This is a genomic window from Streptomyces sp. NPDC029139, from assembly GCF_055564335.1.
In genome coordinates, this window is sequence record NZ_JBVHWN010000001.1 from 486,035 (window position 1) to 501,558 (window position 15,524).

Annotated in this window: 17 protein-coding genes and 1 pseudogene; 7 read left to right on the plus strand and 11 right to left on the minus strand. The window is 69.8% G+C overall.

Annotated features, from left to right (window positions below; translation table 11 throughout):
• Window positions 1-34 precede the first annotated feature (34 nt).
• From ACZ4VW_RS02125 to ACZ4VW_RS02140, 4 genes are all read right to left on the minus strand, one after another.
• Complete coding sequence (locus ACZ4VW_RS02125) at window positions 35-454, minus strand: ATP-binding protein (RefSeq protein WP_467957440.1); 420 nt, start codon at window positions 452-454, stop codon at window positions 35-37.
• 143 nt (window positions 455-597) lie between these two features.
• Entirely contained in the window at window positions 598-1,041 is a 444-nt protein-coding gene (locus tag ACZ4VW_RS02130) for a (deoxy)nucleoside triphosphate pyrophosphohydrolase (protein ID WP_467957442.1), read from the minus strand.
• Between the two features lie 31 nt (window positions 1,042-1,072).
• A complete protein-coding gene (locus ACZ4VW_RS02135) occupies window positions 1,073-1,252 on the minus strand; it encodes an SPOR domain-containing protein (protein ID WP_467957444.1) in 180 nt (59 codons plus the stop codon).
• Between the two features lie 197 nt (window positions 1,253-1,449).
• A complete protein-coding gene (locus ACZ4VW_RS02140) occupies window positions 1,450-2,202 on the minus strand; it encodes a GntR family transcriptional regulator (protein ID WP_467957446.1) in 753 nt (250 codons plus the stop codon).
• Between the two features lie 223 nt (window positions 2,203-2,425).
• Between ACZ4VW_RS02140 and ACZ4VW_RS02145 the strand changes: the two genes are divergently transcribed.
• Window positions 2,426-3,772, plus strand: coding sequence for a glycoside hydrolase family 18 protein (locus ACZ4VW_RS02145; protein ID WP_467957448.1), 1,347 nt, complete (start codon window positions 2,426-2,428; stop codon window positions 3,770-3,772).
• Window positions 3,773-3,897: 125 nt separating this feature from the next.
• Here the strand turns inward: ACZ4VW_RS02145 and ACZ4VW_RS02150 are convergent, their stop codons facing one another.
• On the minus strand, window positions 3,898-5,091 hold the full coding sequence (locus ACZ4VW_RS02150) for a DUF4190 domain-containing protein (RefSeq protein ID WP_467957450.1): 1,194 nt from the start codon (window positions 5,089-5,091) through the stop codon (window positions 3,898-3,900).
• Window positions 5,092-5,277: 186 nt separating this feature from the next.
• Window positions 5,278-6,852 (minus strand): S8 family peptidase, encoded by a 1,575-nt coding sequence (locus ACZ4VW_RS02155; protein ID WP_467957452.1) that lies wholly within the window; start codon window positions 6,850-6,852, stop codon window positions 5,278-5,280.
• A gap of 177 nt (window positions 6,853-7,029) precedes the next feature.
• Between ACZ4VW_RS02155 and ACZ4VW_RS02160 the strand changes: the two genes are divergently transcribed.
• Together ACZ4VW_RS02160 and ACZ4VW_RS02165 are read left to right on the plus strand one after the other, a co-directional pair.
• Window positions 7,030-8,184 carry a threonine synthase gene (locus tag ACZ4VW_RS02160; RefSeq protein WP_467957454.1) on the plus strand — a complete coding sequence of 385 codons (1,155 nt, stop codon included), beginning with the start codon at window positions 7,030-7,032 and terminating at the stop codon, window positions 8,182-8,184.
• A 61-nt stretch (window positions 8,185-8,245) separates the two neighbouring features.
• Entirely contained in the window at window positions 8,246-8,674 is a 429-nt protein-coding gene (locus tag ACZ4VW_RS02165; RefSeq protein WP_467957456.1) for an ester cyclase, read from the plus strand.
• A 255-nt stretch (window positions 8,675-8,929) separates the two neighbouring features.
• On the opposite strand, the gene ACZ4VW_RS02170 is transcribed toward ACZ4VW_RS02165, so the two are convergent.
• Window positions 8,930-9,400 carry a DIP1984 family protein gene (locus ACZ4VW_RS02170; RefSeq protein WP_467957458.1) on the minus strand — a complete coding sequence of 157 codons (471 nt, stop codon included), beginning with the start codon at window positions 9,398-9,400 and terminating at the stop codon, window positions 8,930-8,932.
• A gap of 86 nt (window positions 9,401-9,486) precedes the next feature.
• On the opposite strand from ACZ4VW_RS02170, the pseudogene ACZ4VW_RS02175 reads away from it, so the two are divergent.
• The 3 genes and pseudogenes from ACZ4VW_RS02175 (at window position 9,487) to ACZ4VW_RS02185 (ending at window position 11,036) form a co-directional block, all read left to right on the plus strand.
• Window positions 9,487-10,070 (plus strand): annotated as a pseudogene (locus ACZ4VW_RS02175) (Uma2 family endonuclease).
• A 286-nt stretch (window positions 10,071-10,356) separates the two neighbouring features.
• Window positions 10,357-10,632 (plus strand): hypothetical protein, encoded by a 276-nt coding sequence (locus ACZ4VW_RS02180; protein WP_014048106.1) that lies wholly within the window; start codon window positions 10,357-10,359, stop codon window positions 10,630-10,632.
• Window positions 10,629-11,036: a PIN domain-containing protein gene (locus ACZ4VW_RS02185; protein ID WP_467957461.1), complete on the plus strand. Its 408-nt coding sequence runs from the start codon at window positions 10,629-10,631 to the stop codon at window positions 11,034-11,036. Before ACZ4VW_RS02180 ends, ACZ4VW_RS02185 begins: the two co-directional genes overlap by 4 nt.
• 13 nt (window positions 11,037-11,049) lie before the next feature.
• On the opposite strand, the gene ACZ4VW_RS02190 is transcribed toward ACZ4VW_RS02185, so the two are convergent.
• Both ACZ4VW_RS02190 and ychF read right to left on the minus strand, forming a co-directional pair.
• The gene (locus tag ACZ4VW_RS02190) at window positions 11,050-11,508 is read right to left on the minus strand and encodes a hypothetical protein (protein ID WP_467957463.1); all 459 of its coding nucleotides are present in this window, start codon (window positions 11,506-11,508) and stop codon (window positions 11,050-11,052) included.
• Between the two features lie 199 nt (window positions 11,509-11,707).
• Window positions 11,708-12,796 (minus strand): redox-regulated ATPase YchF, encoded by a 1,089-nt coding sequence (ychF, locus tag ACZ4VW_RS02195; RefSeq protein WP_467957465.1) that lies wholly within the window; start codon window positions 12,794-12,796, stop codon window positions 11,708-11,710.
• A 173-nt stretch (window positions 12,797-12,969) separates the two neighbouring features.
• On the opposite strand from ychF, the gene ACZ4VW_RS02200 reads away from it, so the two are divergent.
• Window positions 12,970-13,575 carry a DUF6542 domain-containing protein gene (locus ACZ4VW_RS02200; protein WP_467957467.1) on the plus strand — a complete coding sequence of 202 codons (606 nt, stop codon included), beginning with the start codon at window positions 12,970-12,972 and terminating at the stop codon, window positions 13,573-13,575.
• 33 nt (window positions 13,576-13,608) lie between these two features.
• On the opposite strand, the gene ppgK is transcribed toward ACZ4VW_RS02200, so the two are convergent.
• Window positions 13,609-14,361 (minus strand): polyphosphate--glucose phosphotransferase, encoded by a 753-nt coding sequence (gene ppgK / locus ACZ4VW_RS02205; RefSeq protein ID WP_467957469.1) that lies wholly within the window; start codon window positions 14,359-14,361, stop codon window positions 13,609-13,611.
• Between the two features lie 58 nt (window positions 14,362-14,419).
• Window positions 14,420-15,445 carry a 4-hydroxy-3-methylbut-2-enyl diphosphate reductase gene (locus ACZ4VW_RS02210; protein ID WP_467957471.1) on the minus strand — a complete coding sequence of 342 codons (1,026 nt, stop codon included), beginning with the start codon at window positions 15,443-15,445 and terminating at the stop codon, window positions 14,420-14,422.
• Between the last annotated feature and the right edge of the window lie 79 nt (window positions 15,446-15,524).

The following is a 15,524-nucleotide window of genomic DNA, read 5'->3' on the forward strand; positions in this document are numbered from 1 at the left end:
CCGAGCCCCCGTGATCGTCGTCCCTCCCCGTCTTCTAACCAGGCAGAGCCAGCTCGAACCACACTGTCTTGCCCGACCTGCCCTTGCGGGTGCCCCAGCGGCGAGCGGAACAGGCCACGAGCTGGAGCCCGCGACCGCCCTCGTCGTCGGGGCCGGCGGCGCGTTCGGTGGGCGGGTCCGGAAGCGGATCGGAGACTTCCACGAGCAGGGCGGGGCGGTGGGCGCCCTCGTCCCCGTCCGGCAGGAGGTGGACGAGGCGGACGCCGATGGGGCCGGAGGCGTAGCGCAGGGAATTGGTCACCAGCTCGCTCACCAGCAGGACCGTGACGTCACCGACCGCCGAATCGATCCGCCAGGCACGGAGCGTGTCGCGCACCACGTGACGCGCGGCCCGCACGGCATTGGCCTCCGCCGGGAAGTTCCATTCGGCGCAGGCGCCTTCGGTGTCGATCACGCCCGATCACTTCCCCAGCCCATCACCAGAAGGAAGGCCCACGTCCTATTTCGGGGGGTTAATCAGCACATACCCGATATTCGGGGCGAGATATCGCTGTGGAGGGACCAGGGGGCGCACGGTGGCACGAACGGCGTAGGACCTCAGCCGCGCACTCCGTCCGCCGGGACGGCCGGCAGGCGCAGCGCGGCCTCCGCGACGGCGGGCCGGTCCTGGTCGAGCCAGTCGACGGAGTCCAGCTCCTGGCGGGCGAGCCAGCGGAGCTCGTCATGGTCCTGCAGGGGGCGCGGTTCACCGGAGAGCAGCCGGGCGGTCCACACCTGGAGTACGTAACCGGGCTTCAGCGGCCACTCGCCGGGGATGCGCTCCCCGGGCTCGGTCTCGACCCCGAGTTCCTCGCGCAGTTCCCGGACCAGGGCCTGCTCGGGGCTCTCCCCCGGCTCCAGCTTGCCGCCGGGCAGCTCCCAACGGCCCGCGAGATCGGCGGGGGCGCTGCGGCGCGCGGCCAGCAGACGCCCCCGGTCGTACACGGCTCCGGCGACCACGACCACGTGGTCGGCCACGTGGTCGTCACGGCGATCTGTCATGGTCCGGAGCTTAGGGGCTGGGCCTCGGGGGTCAGACCGCGGCCTGGCTGATGCGCTCCACCCAGTAGAGCTGCCTGTGTCCTCGGTCGTCGAGGCTGTCGGCGACCTTCTGCGCCTCGTCCTTCGTGGCGTACCGCCCGACGCGATAGCGGTTGCCGTTGTCGTCCTGGCGTATGACGAGCCAGGGCAGCACAGGGCCACTGTCGGTCATCGGGCTCTTCCCTCCGCCGGTCCGGTCGTCTCTAAGGATCTCCCTGAAATGGCAATCCGCATATGCCCGACCTTACGCCTGACCTTTACACAGCGGATACGGGTTTTCACAAAGAGGTACGGATCCGGCCGGGAACCGACGAAGGGAGGCCGAAGATCAGTCCGTGGACACCACCCCGGGCGGGCCCACCGGCGTCGTCACCGGACCGGGAGGTGGTACGCGATCCGGTAGCGGTCGGCCGGGACGACGACGTCGGCCGTCTCCACCGCACGCCCCGAGGCGTAGTAGGTGCGCTCGACCACCATCACCACGTGGCCCGGCACCCCGCCGAGCGCCAGGAGCTCCTCCGCGAGCCCCGGGCGGGCGCCGACCTCCTCCACCACGTTGTCGACGACCACGTCGATCGCCGCCATCCGCTCGACGACCCCGCAACCGCCCAGCGGCCCCTCCTCGGGGAGCATCACGGGCGTCCGGCCGGTCACCGCGAGGGGCTCCCAGGAGGTGGAGAGCATCATCGGCTCGCCGCCGTCCCGGTAGACGTACCGCGTGCGCATCACCCGCTCCCCCGGCTCGATGCCGAGCCGCGCGGCCACGACGGCGCTCGCCTGCTCCTGCTCGCTGCTGGACTCCCAGGTGCCCCGCGCGCCGTCGGCCGCCTGCTCCTGCCGGAAGGGGTTGGCGCCGGACGGCGGCCGATACCCGGAGCGGGCGATCCGGCGCGGCACCGGACGCTCCCGCACGTACGTCCCCGAACCCGAGCGGCCCTCGACGAGCCCCTCGGCCATGAGCACCTTGCGGGCCTCCAGCGCCACGGTGTCCGAGACCCCGTACTCCTCGCGGATGCGCGCCTGCGAGGGGAGCCGGGTGTGCGGCGGCAGCGAGCCGTTGGCGATCTTCTCCCGGAGATCGCTCGCCACACGCAGATAGGCGGGCTGCTCACCGAACGTCACTGGACACTCCCCTCAGGTTGACGGACAGCTACAGAGTGACAACCCTGGGTACCGGCCGCAAGCATGGGCCAGAGTTTCACTCGAAGTGATGATTTGCCTTTACGCCTGCGTTTACCGCAGGTATAGCGGGCGATCGTCCGCGAAGTATTGACCTCAATGGTCCAGACCAATACTTTCCTGTGAGCACAGCTCCCTTCCGGCACACGCACAGGAAACGAGCCTCATGCGTCGAACAACCCTTTCCCGGCTGGCGATCGCCGCCCTCTCCCTCGGTCTCGTGGCCGGCCTCGCGCCCTCGGCGGGCGCCGACCCCGTCGCCCACGCCGAGAGCCGCCCGTCCTACAAGCGCGTCGGTTACTTCACCCAATGGGGCGTCTACGGACGCGACTTCCAGGTAAAGGATCTGGAGACCAGCGGGACGGCGGCCAAGCTCAGCCACGTCAACTACGCCTTCGGCAACGTGAGTCCTGAGGGCAGATGCTTCACGGGCAACGTCCCCGGCGAGGCCGACGCCTGGGCCGACTACGTCCGCCCGCTCGACGCGGCCGGCTCGGTGGACGGCGTCGCCGACACCGCCGACCAGCCCCTCGCCGGCAACTTCAACCAGCTGCGTGAGCTCAAGGCCAAGCACCCCGGCCTCAAGGTCATGATCTCGCTGGGCGGTTGGAGCTGGTCCACGCACTTCTCCGACGCGGCCCGCACCCCCGCCTCGCGCAAGGCGTTCGTCTCCTCCTGCATCGATCTCTACATCAAGGGCAACCTGCCCGCCGACGGCGCCCGCGGCGGCGCGGGAGCCGCCGCGGGTCTCTTCGACGGCATCGACCTCGACTGGGAGTGGCCCGGATCGGCCGGCGACGCCGACACGGTCTTCCGCCCGGAGGACAAGCGGAACTTCACCGCCCTCGTACGGGAGTTCCGCAGCCAGCTCGACGCGTACGCGAAGTCCCAGCAGCGCCACGGCGTGGGCAAGCGCAAGCACTACGAACTGACCGCCTTCGTCCCCACCGCACCCGCCAAGATCGACGCGGGCTTCGAGGTCCGCACGATCATGCGGGACCTGGACTTCGTCACTCTCCAGGGGTACGACTTCCACGGCTCCTGGGAGTCCACCACCGCCCAGCAGTCCGCGCTCTTCGCCAAGAACGACTTCAGCGTCGACCAGACCGTGAACGACTGGCTGCGGCGCGGCGCGCCCGCCCGCAAGCTCGTGGTGGGCATGCCGTTCTACGGCCAGGGCTGGACGGGCGTCACGGGCGGCGGCGACGGCCTCGGCAACCCCGCGACCGGCCCCGCCCCCGCCACCTGGGCGAACGGTTACGAGGACTACAAGGCGCTCAGGAAGCTCGCGGAATCGGGGGCGTACACCGTCCACCGCGACCGGAGGAACGGCCACGCCTGGCTGTTCGACGGGACGACCCTGTGGACGTACGACGACCCGCAGGTGCTGCGCACCAAGTCGGCGTACGTACGGGCCAAGGGGCTCGGCGGCGCGATGTTCTGGTCCCTGGACGGGGACACGCCCGACGGTGAGCTGATCACGGCGGTCGACGGGGTCCTCGGCCACCGGTAGCCGGCCCGACCCCGTGGTCCATCCGGCCCTGTGGTCCATCTGCCGCACGCGGCGGGGCCGGGTCTCCCCCGAGGAGACCCGGCCCCGTCGCCGTACCCACGCGCGGTGCGTCGCCCGGCCGTCGGTCAGGCGGACGCGCCCTCCCCCTCCGGGGGCGGTGCGAGTCCCAGGGCCGCCCGGGCGTCCGCGCCGAGATCCTCGGGGAGGGCGTCGAAGGCCGGGTCGTACCTCTCCCAGTAGGCGTCCGCGTCCGCGGACGTGGCCAGCTTGTTCCACTTCCCGGCGGCCGCGTCGAGTTCCTTGGCCAGTTCGGCGACCGGCCGCGCCGACGCACCGGGCCAGCGGTGGTTCTTGAGCCCCTCGCTCGCCCGCACGACCGACGTGTGGACCCGCGCCGCCCACTGCTTGTTGGCCGCGAAGTCCGCGTCCGCGTCCTCGTCCGGCTCCTCGAAGACGGCGTTCTCGACGCGGTTGAGGTGCTGCAGGTAGTGCAGCTGGTCGGCGTCCAGGGTGGTCTCGTCCGCCCGCAGGGAGCCCTTGAGCGGCTCGCCGTCCTCGACGGCGAGGGTGCAGGTCACGGTGCGGTCGCCGGTGCGCCAGCTCTGCCGGCTGGGGATGTAGTAGTAGTCCCACACGTTCTCGGGCAGGGCCCAGTTGTCCATCGCGTACGCACTGCTGATCTCCGCGCAGCGCTCCTCCGCGAGCCGGTCGACCGGGCCCTCTCCCGGCCACCTGTCGAAACCGGTGATCTTGAAGCCGCCGACGACCTCGCCGTCGTGCGGCTGCGCGCAGTCGACGATCTCGACGTCCGTGGTGTACGCCTCCAGCTTGCCGTCGACCTCGAAGCACTCGCCCTTGCGCAGGGAGAACGCGGACTCCGAGCGGGCCGCTTCGTCCATGCCCTCCTCGAAGCCCTTCCACGCCTCGCCGAATCCACCGGTGACCAGCCCCAGGACCAGCAGAAGGGTGCTGACCGAGGACAGGACGATGCCCGCGACGGCGAGTCCCTTGCCGGTCTGGTTCTTCTTCTTGATCCGGGGGAGGGCCATCAGGCCCAGGACCAGACCGAGGGGCGGGAGGCAGCACACGACGCCGGACACCAGCGAGCCGATGGCCAGACCGTTGGTGGTGGGCGCCGGGGCGCCGTACGGGCCGGGGCCGGGACCGACGCCCGCACCGGGGCCGTAGGGCGCGTAGGGACCGTAGGGGCCGGGGTTGTACGGGGATCCCGCCTGGGGCCCCAGCGGGCCGGACGGTCCGGGGGCGGGCCACTCCCGCCGGGGCGGCTGAGGGTCCTGGGGAGGCTGGGAGGGCTCCACGAGTAACGGTGCTCCTGTGCGGGCGAGCTGCGACAGCTGGTACGAACGTGCGAACGGGCGCGCGCATCGTACCGAGGCGACGTGCGGCAGTGAGGGGCGGCCGCCCGTCGGCGACCGCCCCTCACCCGCGTATCAGTGCTCGGACCCGGTGGTCTCAGAACCGCCGGGCGTCAGAGCCGCAGGGCCTCAGAACTGGAGGGCCCAGCTGTCGATCTTGCCGGTGTCGTAGTTCGCGTTGTCGCTGACCCGCAGCTTCCACGTGCCGTTCGCGACCTCGGAGGAGGCGTTGACCGTGTACGTGGTGTTGATGTTGTCCGCGCTGCCGCCGGTGCCGTAGCCCTTCAGCGTGTACGCCGTGCCGTCGGGGGCGATGAGCTGGACCTGGAGGTCACCGATGTAGGTGTGAACGATGTTCACAGGCACCTGGAGGGCGGACGGCGCGTTGCCGGTGACGCCGCTCACGGTGACCGGGGACTCGACGGTCGCGTTGTCGGCGATCGCGTAGTCGGCGGTGTTCTCGAACCGCTTGCCGGGCGGCGGGGGGGTGCCGCCGCCACCGACGAAGAGCAGCTTGTTCGGGGAGCCGGTACCGGGGCTGGTCACCACGTTCGGGGTGGCGGCGGTGGTCAGCGCCGTCGACACCTGGGCCGGGGTGGCCGTCGGGTTGTCGGCGAGGTAGACCGCGGCCGCGCCCGCGACGTGCGGGGTGGCCATCGACGTACCCGAGATGGTGTTGGTGGCGCTGTCGCCGCTGTTCCACGCCGAGGTGATGGAGGAGCCCGGGGCGAAGAGGTCCAGCGCGCTGCCGTAGTTGGAGAAGCTGGAGCGGGCGTCGGTGCTGGTCGTGGAGCCGACGGTGATGGCCTCGGAGACCCGCGCGGGCGAGTAGTTGGAGGCGTTGGAGTTGTCGTTGCCCGCGGCCACGGCGTAGGTGACGCCCGAGGCGATCGAGTTGCGCACCGCCGTGTCGAGGGCCGAGTCGATGCCGCCGCCGAGGCTCATGTTGGCGACGGCCGGCTTCACGGCGTTGCGGGTGACCCAGTCGATGCCGGCGACGACCTGCGCGGTCGTGCCCGAGCCCTGGTTGTTGAGCACGCGGACGCCGACGATCTTGGCCTTCTTGGCCACGCCGTAGGCGGAGCCGGCGACGGTGCCCGCGACGTGCGTGCCGTGGCCGTGGCCGTCCTGGGCGACGTTGTCGTTGTCGATGGCGTCGAAGCCGTTGAAGGCGCGGCCGCCGAAGTCGCTGTGGCTGATGCGGACGCCGGTGTCGATGATGTACGCCGTCACGCCCTGGCCCGCGGTGTCCGGGTAGCTGTAGCTCTGGTTCAGCGGGAGGGCCCGCTGGTCGACCCGGTCCAGGCCCCAGGACGGCGGGGAGGGCTGCGTGCCGCTGACCGTGAAGACGCGGTTCTGCACGACGGACTCGACCGCGGGGTCGGCGGCGAGCTTCTTCGCCTGCGCCTCCGAGAGCTCGACGTTGTAGCCGTTGAGCGCGGAGGTGTACGTCTTCTTGATCGCCGCGCCGTGCTTGGCCGCGACCGCCCGGCCCTTCGAGGTCTCCGCCGGCGCGGACTCCTTCAGGGTGACGATGTAGCTGCCCGCGATCGTCCCGGGGGCTCCGGCGTTCTGGATGACGCCTTCCGCGGCGGCCTCGGCCGCGGTGGCCGGGAGGGCGGAGACGGTGCCGAGAGCGAGGGCGGCGACGGCTATGGCGCTGGCGGCGACGAGTCTGCGCCGCGAGTCACGCATCACTGACATGTGAGGGATCCTCCTCATAGGTGGTGCGTTGCTGTGGGGGACGGCAGGGACATGTCAAAAGGACGTGAAGTGTCCACGCCGTTTCGAACGTCCGGCTGCCGAGCGAAAGATTGACGGATCCATAGGAATCACACAAGGCCTCCGAGCGCCCCGACACACGCCCGACACACCGCTGCCATGCTGACCGTCATGACCGCCTACGTCTGCCCCCGATGCCGGGCGCACGCCCCCGCCGACGCCCTCACCTGGTGTTGTCCGCAGTGCCGAGGCCCGTGGGACCTGGAGTTCACCAGCGCGCCGGTGTCACTCAAGTCCCTTGCGTCACGCGTGAATTCATTGTGGCGTTACGAGGAAGCGCTGCCGCTGGCGACCGAGATCCCGCATGTGACCCTCGGCGAGGGCCGCACACCCCTGGTCCCGCTCACGGATGCGATTTCGGCCAAACTCGACTTCCTCATGCCGACGTTGTCCTTCAAGGACCGCGGCGCGGTCATGCTCGCCGAACTCGCCCGCCGCCTCGCGGAGGGCGGCGGCGGCCTGCGCCGCGTCCTCGCCGACAGCAGCGGCAACGCGGGGACGGCCGTCGCGGCCTACTGCGCGCGGGCGGGCCTCGACTGCGTGGTCTACGTACCGGACGGCACGTCCCCGAAGAAGCTGGAACAGATCCGCGCGCACGGCGCGCGGCTGACCGTCGTCCCCGGCGACCGGGAGGCCACGGCGCGGGCGGCGCGCGCGGCCGCCGACGAGCCCGGCACGTTCTACGCCTCGCACGTGTACAACCCGCACTTCCTGCACGGCACCAAGACGTACGTGTACGAGCTCTGGGAGGAGCTCGGCGGCCGGCTCCCGGACACCCTCGTGGTCCCGGTCGGCAACGGCACCCTGCTGCTGGGAGCGGCCCTGGCCGTCGACGAGCTGTACGGCCACGGGCTCGTCGGCACGCGCCCCGCCCTGGTCGCCGTACAGGCCGAGGCGGTGTCCCCGCTGGCCGCCGCGTTCCACGCCGGCGCGGAGGAGCTGACGGAGCCGGCGCCCGTACGCCCCACCCTGGCGGAGGGCATCGCGATCCCGAACCCGCCGCGGGCCCGCCAGATCCTGCGGGCGGTCCGCGGCACGGGAGGGACGTTCCTCACGGTGACGGAACAACAGATCCACGCGGCGCAGCTGGACCTGGCGCGCCGGGGGCTCTTCGTGGAGTCGACGGGAGTGGCCTGCTGGGCCGCCGTCCGCGCCGCCGCTCCGCGCCCGGGGCTGACGGTCGTACCGCTGTGCGGGGCGGGCGCGAAGACGGGTCTCGCCGGCGCCCCCGGCGTCGCCGACAGTCGATCATGATCCATCGGTGAGAAAATAGGAGAACCAGACATCGCCCGGATCCGAACCACGGAGGTGGATCATGGGAGAGGCCCGTACGGTCATGGACCGGCTCACCGAAGCGCTGACCAAGAACCTGGATCTGAAGAAGGTGGCCGACCTCTACGCCGAGGACGCCGTCGCGATCACCCCGGACGCGGGCGAGGTGCGGGGACGCGACGCGATCGTCGAGTACTGGCGCACGATGACCGAGGCGATACCGGAGGCCACGTTCACCTCCGAGCGCACCTACGAGGTCGGTGACACGGCGATCGACGAGGGTTACTTCAGCGGTACGAACACCGGCCCGATCCTGATGCCCACCGGGGAGACGCTGCCGCCGACGGGCAAGGACATCAGCATCCGCGGGGTGGACTTCGCGACGGTCGAGAACGGCCGGATCGTGAGCTACCGGCTGTACTTCGACCAGATGGAGTTCATGGACCAGCTCGGCCTGCTCCCGGAGGCGTGAGGGGCCGTCCCTCGGCCGGCCGTCGGCACCATGATGTGGAGATCGCCGATCCCGCCCTCACCGTCGCGGATCTGCACATGGTGATGAACTGTGCGCTGTGCACGATCACCTGTGCGCCGTGCTGAGCTGCCGTGTGATTCGGGGAATCGAACCCCAGCGCTGCTCTCCACGCACCAGGAGGGACCGGATGAACCGCCGGCCCGCGGCCTGTGCACGCCTCCGCGACGACTACCTGCTCCACATCGAGCGCCTCGTTCAGTCCAGCAGGTCGACCTCCCAGTTCGACCGCTGGATCAGTACGTCGACCTCACGGATCTCCCGGGCCAGGACGTCCGCGCGAGCGCGCAGCTCCGCCACCGGGAGAGCCGAGAGCATCTTGAGCTCGGACCGGAGCTGCCGGACCCCACCGCGCTGATCCCGGCCGGCCGCGGCGTCGGCCGCCGCGGTGATCACCGCGTGCCGCAGCCGCAGGACGTCCCGCCGCGCGAGGGCGTCCGTGAGGGTCCCGCCGCCGTCGACGACGGCCTGGGCGTTGGTCCGGTTGATCCGCCGGATCAACGACTCGAGCTCGTCCAGCACCTCCCCGGCCTCGCCCAGCAGAGCCGCCGCGTCCTCCGCGGGCGCCTCGCCCTCCTGGTACCGCGCGTTGCCGACCACCCGCGCACGCAACTGCTCCACCCTGCGCGTCGCGTCCGCCCGCAGCGCCAGCGCCTCGGCAAGCTTCAAGGTCCGTACCTCCATCGCGATCCGTGGATGCAGTATGCCCGCACCGGTCCCCCTCTCCTGACCGCCCTTCTCGCTCGAGTTGGCCCATGACCGCACTGCCCGACTGGATGCGCCCGCCGCGCCCGGAAGGCTGGTTCGCGGAGGACCTCGACCACCTCCCCGAGGCGCCGCGCCATACCGAGCTGATCGACGGAGCCCTCGTCTTCATGCTGTCGCCGCAGCGGTGGTGGCACGGCCACCTCGTCACCATGCTCACCGTCGCTCTCATGGAGCAGGCACCCGCCGACACACGAGTCGGCCGGGAGATGACCATCAAGCTCGATCCGCGCAACCGGCCCGAACCGGATCTGCTGTGACCACGGCCGACTTCGACAGTGACAGAACCTGGTTCGCACCGGACGAGGTTCGCCTCGTCGTGGAGGTCGTCTCGCCCGAGTCCGCCCACCGCGACCGTACGGTCAAACTCCGCAAGTACGCGAAGGCCGGCATCCCCCATTACCGGTGCATCGAGGACGAGGACGGGGCACCCGTCGTCCACGTCTACGAACTCGACGTACTCGCCAACGCCTACGCGCCCGCCGGTATCTTCCGCCGCACCCTCGAGCGCCCGGTGCCTTTCGAGATCAGTCTCGATCTCGACAAACTGACGCCACCCTCCCGTACCAGCTGAAGAGCCTGCGTCCGAAGCAGCATCGGAAAGCGGAAGGGGCCGGACACGTGGGAGTCCGACCCCTTCAGGTCCACGGCGCGCGCGGGACTACACGTTGAAGCGGAACTCCACCACAATAGCCCTGACCTGCGGTTATGTGGGCGCGTCCCAGCACCATCCCAGCACGGGATTCACTGCAAAGTACAAGAAGATCCAGAAGTGCTAAGACTACGCGCACCGCCCGCCCCGGATACAGGCCGCGCAGCGCTCCAGACGCTGTAATAGTTTCTGTACTAGACTTGCAGCCATGAAGTCACCCCGTCCCGGCGGCACGGAGAACATCTCCGTGTCGATGCCTTCCGAACTCCTCGGTGCTCTGCGCACCCGTACCGGTAAGCGCGGCGTGTCCGCGTACGTGACGGCGGCGGTCCGGCATCAGCTCGCCATGGACGGTCTCGCCGAGATCGTGGCCGCCTACGAAGCCGAGCACGAGCCGCTGAGCGAAGCCGAAGTCCAGGCCGCGCAGAGCGAACTGTTCGGAGACGCACCGGCGCCCTACGCGTCGAACGACAGCGCCGCATGAAGGAGCCCGCGGCCAGATCCCTGGTGCTCGACTCCCAGGCGCTGTCGCTACTGCTGCGCAACGACCGCCAGATGATCACCCGGATCGAGGCTGCTCGACGCGTAGGCGTGCCCGTCCTCGTGTCGGCCCTGACGGTGGTGGAGGCGGTCCACGGGAAGACGGATACCGCCCGGCTGCACTGGGTGCTCTCCCGCCTTCAGGTCCAGGACGTCACCCAGACGGACAGTCTCACCGCGGTGCAGCTGCTGAGCGACGCCGGTGGCCTGCACGGCCACAAGTACGCCGTTGACGCCCTCGTCGCCGCGATGGCACTTCGCTCCCCGGCACCCGTCCTCGTACTGACCTCGGATCACGACGACTGGTCGAAGCTGTGCGGCGACCAAGTACAGATCAAGGACGTCTGACCTCGGCGTCCACTCAGGTGGAATCCACCTGCTGATCGACTGCTGCTTCGTAGAAAGCATCCGCAAGGGCAACGATGATCGCGTTGATGGCCGGCCCATCGGTGAAGAAGTAGTCAGCCATCGTGTTGTGGGCATCCTGGTTGTCTGCAACCGCCTCCGTAACGGCTGCTTGGAAGTCCTGCGACTCCACGAACTGCTTTTTGGAGTTCACCTTGGTCTGCTTGATCAGGTTCGGGTCGGCAAGCAACCGCTGGACGAGCCCCTGTACGAACTCCCTGACCTGGGACTCGGCGAACGATTCGGCGCCGAAGAGGTCGTTCATCTTGTCTATGACGACCTGGAGCGCAACGTACTTCGGATCCTTCTTCGCTCCCGTGCCAGCGGCACTGATGCCCTTCAGTTGCCCGTCGCCCACGAGTGAGATGTCCACCGCGATCGCCTTGTTGTGCTCCGGCACCGCTGTCGAAGCCAACGTTGAAGGGCAAGAAGTGAGTCTTCGCCCCCTCCAGCTTCGTGGTCATCGCCGCCAGGTCGTTCGAGACTGCGAAGTGCACCAGAGCCCTGTGACCGCCATCCCGGCACGGAAAAAACCAAGGGGTCCGACTCCAGAGAGTCGAACCCCTCCTGAACTGCATGTTTGTCAGATCAGCGACGTGGTGATGTACGACCCCCTACACATTGAAGCGGAACTCCACCACGTCGCCGTCCTGCATCACGTACTCCTTGCCCTCCATGCGGGCCTTGCCCGCCGCGCGGGCGTCCGCGACCGAGCCCGTTTCGACGAGGTCGGCGAAGGAGATGACCTCGGCCTTGATGAAGCCCTTCTGGAAGTCGGTGTGGATCACACCGGCCGCCTCCGGGGCCGTCGCGCCCTTCTTGATCGTCCAGGCGCGGGATTCCTTCGGGCCGGCCGTCAGGTACGTCTGGAGGCCCAGGGTGTCGAAGCCGACGCGCGCCAGGGTCGCGAGGCCCGGCTCCTCCGCGCCCACCGACTGGAGGAGCTCCATGGCGTCCTCCTCGTCCAGCTCGGCGAGGTCCTGCTCCAGCTTCGCGTTGAGGAAGATCGCCTCCGCCGGGGCCACCAGCGCGCGCTGCTCGTCCTTGAAGGAGTCGTCCGTCAGCTCGTCCTCGTCCACGTTGAAGACGTAGAGGAACGGCTTCGTGGTCAGCAGGTGCAGGTCGTGCAGGAGCTCGGCCTTCTCCGAGCCCTGGAGGTAGCCCTGGGAGAAGAGCGTGTCGCCCCGCTCCAGGATCTCCTTGGCCGCCTCGACCACCGCGACCTTGGGGGCCACGTCCTTCTTGATGCGGGCTTCCTTCGCCAGCCGCGGCAGGACCTTCTCGATCGTCTGCAGGTCGGCGAGGATCAGCTCGGTGTTGATCGTCTCGATGTCGTCCTTCGGCGAGACCTTGCCGTCGACGTGCACGACGTTCTCGTCCTTGAAGGCGCGGATGACCTGGCAGATCGCGTCCGACTCACGGATGTTCGCCAGGAACTTGTTGCCCAGGCCCTCACCCTCGCTCGCGCCGCGGACGATGCCCGCGATGTCCACGAAGTCGACCGTCGCCGGCAGGATCCGCTGCGAGTTGAAGATCTCCGCCAGCTTCGTCAGGCGGGCGTCGGGAACACCGACGACGCCGACGTTCGGCTCGATCGTGGCGAACGGGTAGTTGGCCGCCAGGACGTCGTTCTTGGTCAGGGCGTTGAACAGGGTCGACTTGCCGACATTCGGCAGACCGACGATTCCGATCGTGAGCGACACGGTGGCGACTTCCTGGAGTACGGATGGGGGTGCGGTGGGTGGGCCGATCCCCCAGTTTACGGGCGGTCCGAACCGGCCTGCGACGCCGACCTTCGGCCGTTCTCGACGGCAAGGTCACCCAAAGGGCGTGTCCTGGCCCGGTCCCCGGCCCCTTCCCGACCTACGTTGGTGTAGTGGAGCAGCACAGGACAAGTCAGCCTCAAGGCCGCCGACGGCCGCAAACGCCCCTCACGCCGCCCGGCGCGCTCGTGGAGGGCGCCGCCGTCTACCGGGTCGCCCCGCGTCCGGGCCGCCCCGGCAGCGGCCGGGTCGAGCGGGCCGTACCCGAACGGCGGCCCGTGCCCCCCGTCGTCCTCGCCCTGCGGCGGCTGCCCAACCCGAGGCTCACCGGCCTCGGCGCCGGGCTCTTCGCCTCCGCCACCATGCTGGTGCTCGGCGTCCTCGACCAGCTGATCCTCGACGGCTCGCCGCTCGCGTTCGGCCTGCTGTTCCTGCCGGTCAGCGCGCTGACCGCGCTCTGGGTACGGACCGCCGACCTGGTCACCGCCCCGATCAGCGTGCCCATCGCCTTCGCGGTGGGTGTGGTGCCGATCTCGGGCGGCAGCGGCGGCTTCGGCGGGCAGGCGATGGCCGTCGTCACCGCCCTCGCCGTGCACGCCGGGTGGCTCTACGGCGGGACCCTCGTCGCCGGTCTGATCACCAGCGTCCGGAAGGTGCGGGACATGGGGCGGCGCCAGCGCGTCGTCGCCCGCGCCCCCCAGAGGGTCCGCCGCCCCTGACCCGCCGCCCCCGGTCACGGGGGCGTGGGCGGCTCAGACCGTCGTCGCCGGCCGCGCCGCCATCGCCGCGCCCACGATCCCCGCGTTGTTCTGCAGCTCCGCCGGGACGATCTCCGCCCTGATGCCCTCGATCAGCGGCAGGAACTTGTCCGCCTTGCGGCTCACTCCCCCGCCGATGATGAAGAGCTCGGGCGAGAACAGCATCTCCACATGGGCCAGGTACTTCTGCACCCGCCGTGTCGCCCAGTGCTCCCAGCTGAGGTCCTCGTCCTCCTTGGCCTTCGACGAGGCCCGCTTCTCCGCGTCGTAACCCTTCAGCTCCAGGTGGCCCAGCTCCGTGTTCGGCACGAGCCGGCCGTCCACGAAGAGCGCCGAGCCGATGCCCGTGCCGAGCGTCAGCATGATGACCGTCCCCTTGCGGCCCCGGCCAGCGCCGAAGGTCATCTCGGCGACGCCGGCCGCGTCCGCGTCGTTCAGGACGGTCACGGGGAGCCCGCCGAGGCGTTCGCCGAGCAGTCTGCCGGCGTCGACGCCGATCCATGCCTTCTCGACGTTCGCCGCGGTACGGATCGTCGAGCCGGTGACCACACCGGGGAAGGTCACCCCGACGGGGCCGGACCAGCCGAAGTTCTCCACGACCTCCACGACGCAGCCCGCCACATCGTCGGGTGCGGCGGGCTGCGGGGTCAGTACTTTGTGGCGGGGCTCGGTCAGCTCTCCGCGCTCCAGGTCGACGGGAGCGCCCTTGATGCCCGAGCCGCCGATGTCCACTCCGAAGACGTTCATGAACACAACGTTACGGGGAGACGCCGACGGTCACGCCTCGACCGCTCCTCCTCGGCCGTTACTCGGCGAGCTTCGCGGCCTCGGCGCGCAGGTCCTTGTTCCGGAGCTCCTTGGGGAGCGAGAAGGTGAGCGACTCGTCGGCCGTCTTGACGATCTCCACGTCCGCGTAGCCCCGCTCGGAGAGCCACTCCAGGACCTCCTGGACGAGGACCTCCGGGACCGAGGCGCCCGAGGACAGGCCGACGGAGGTGACGCCCTCCAGCCATGCCTCGTCGATCTCGCTCGCGAAGTCGACGAGGTACGCGGCGGGTACGCCGGCCTGCTTGGCGACCTCGACCATGCGGATCGAGTTGGAGGAGTTCTTCGAGCCGACGACGATCACGAGCTCGGCCTGGCCGGCGAGCTCCTTGATGGCCAGCTGCCGGTTCTGGGTGGCGTAGCAGATGTCGTCGGAGGGCGGGGAGATCAGCTGCGGGAACTTCTCCTTCAGCGCGTCCACCGTCTCCATCGTCTCGTCGACCGAGAGTGTGGTCTGGGAGAGCCAGACGACCCTGGACGGGTCGCGGACCTCGACCTTGGCCACGTCCTCGGGTCCGTCGACGAGCTGGATGTGGTCGGGGGCCTCGCCGGAGGTGCCGATGACCTCTTCGTGGCCCTCGTGGCCGATCAGGAGGATGTCGAAGTCCTCATTGGCGAACCGGACGGCCTCCTTGTGCACCTTCGTGACCAGCGGGCAGGTCGCGTCGATGGTCTTGAGACGGCCCTCGCGGGCCTCCTCGTGCACGGTGGGGGCCACGCCGTGGGCGGAGAACATCACGATGTTGCCCGGCGGCACCTCGGTCGCCTGGTCGACGAAGATGGCGCCCTTCCGCTCCAGGGTCTGGACGACGTACTTGTTGTGGACGATCTCGTGGCGTACGTAGATCGGCGCCCCGTACTGCTCCAGGGCCTTCTCCACGGCGATCACGGCACGGTCCACGCCCGCGCAGTAGCCGCGGGGAGCGGCGAGCAGGACACGCTTCGGGCGGTTCGTCGTGGTCGCGGTCTCGGGCGTCGACGCGGGCGTAGCAGTCATGCGTCCCATCGTAAGGCCGCGTGATCGGGCGGCGGGCTACGGCCGCGTCGGTGCGCCGGGTGATCGACGTCGTGGCCGAGACTGGGCG

What these genes read in the sequence shown, in the direction of transcription:
- ACZ4VW_RS02130 (WP_467957442.1), bottom strand. Translation starts at nt 1,041, where the DNA reads ATGACAGATCGCCGTGACGACCACGTGGCCGACCACGTGGTCGTGGTC.
- ACZ4VW_RS02135 (WP_467957444.1), bottom strand. Translation starts at nt 1,252, where the DNA reads ATGACCGACAGTGGCCCTGTGCTGCCCTGGCTCGTCATACGCCAGGAC.
- ACZ4VW_RS02145 (WP_467957448.1), top strand. Translation starts at nt 2,426, where the DNA reads ATGCGTCGAACAACCCTTTCCCGGCTGGCGATCGCCGCCCTCTCCCTC.
- ACZ4VW_RS02155 (WP_467957452.1), bottom strand. Translation starts at nt 6,852, where the DNA reads ATGTCAGTGATGCGTGACTCGCGGCGCAGACTCGTCGCCGCCAGCGCC.
- ACZ4VW_RS02160 (WP_467957454.1), top strand. Translation starts at nt 7,030, where the DNA reads ATGCTGACCGTCATGACCGCCTACGTCTGCCCCCGATGCCGGGCGCAC.
- ACZ4VW_RS02165 (WP_467957456.1), top strand. Translation starts at nt 8,246, where the DNA reads ATGGGAGAGGCCCGTACGGTCATGGACCGGCTCACCGAAGCGCTGACC.
- ACZ4VW_RS02180 (WP_014048106.1), top strand. Translation starts at nt 10,357, where the DNA reads ATGAAGTCACCCCGTCCCGGCGGCACGGAGAACATCTCCGTGTCGATG.
- ACZ4VW_RS02185 (WP_467957461.1), top strand. Translation starts at nt 10,629, where the DNA reads ATGAAGGAGCCCGCGGCCAGATCCCTGGTGCTCGACTCCCAGGCGCTG.
- ppgK (WP_467957469.1), bottom strand. Translation starts at nt 14,361, where the DNA reads ATGAACGTCTTCGGAGTGGACATCGGCGGCTCGGGCATCAAGGGCGCT.
- ACZ4VW_RS02210 (WP_467957471.1), bottom strand. Translation starts at nt 15,445, where the DNA reads ATGGGACGCATGACTGCTACGCCCGCGTCGACGCCCGAGACCGCGACC.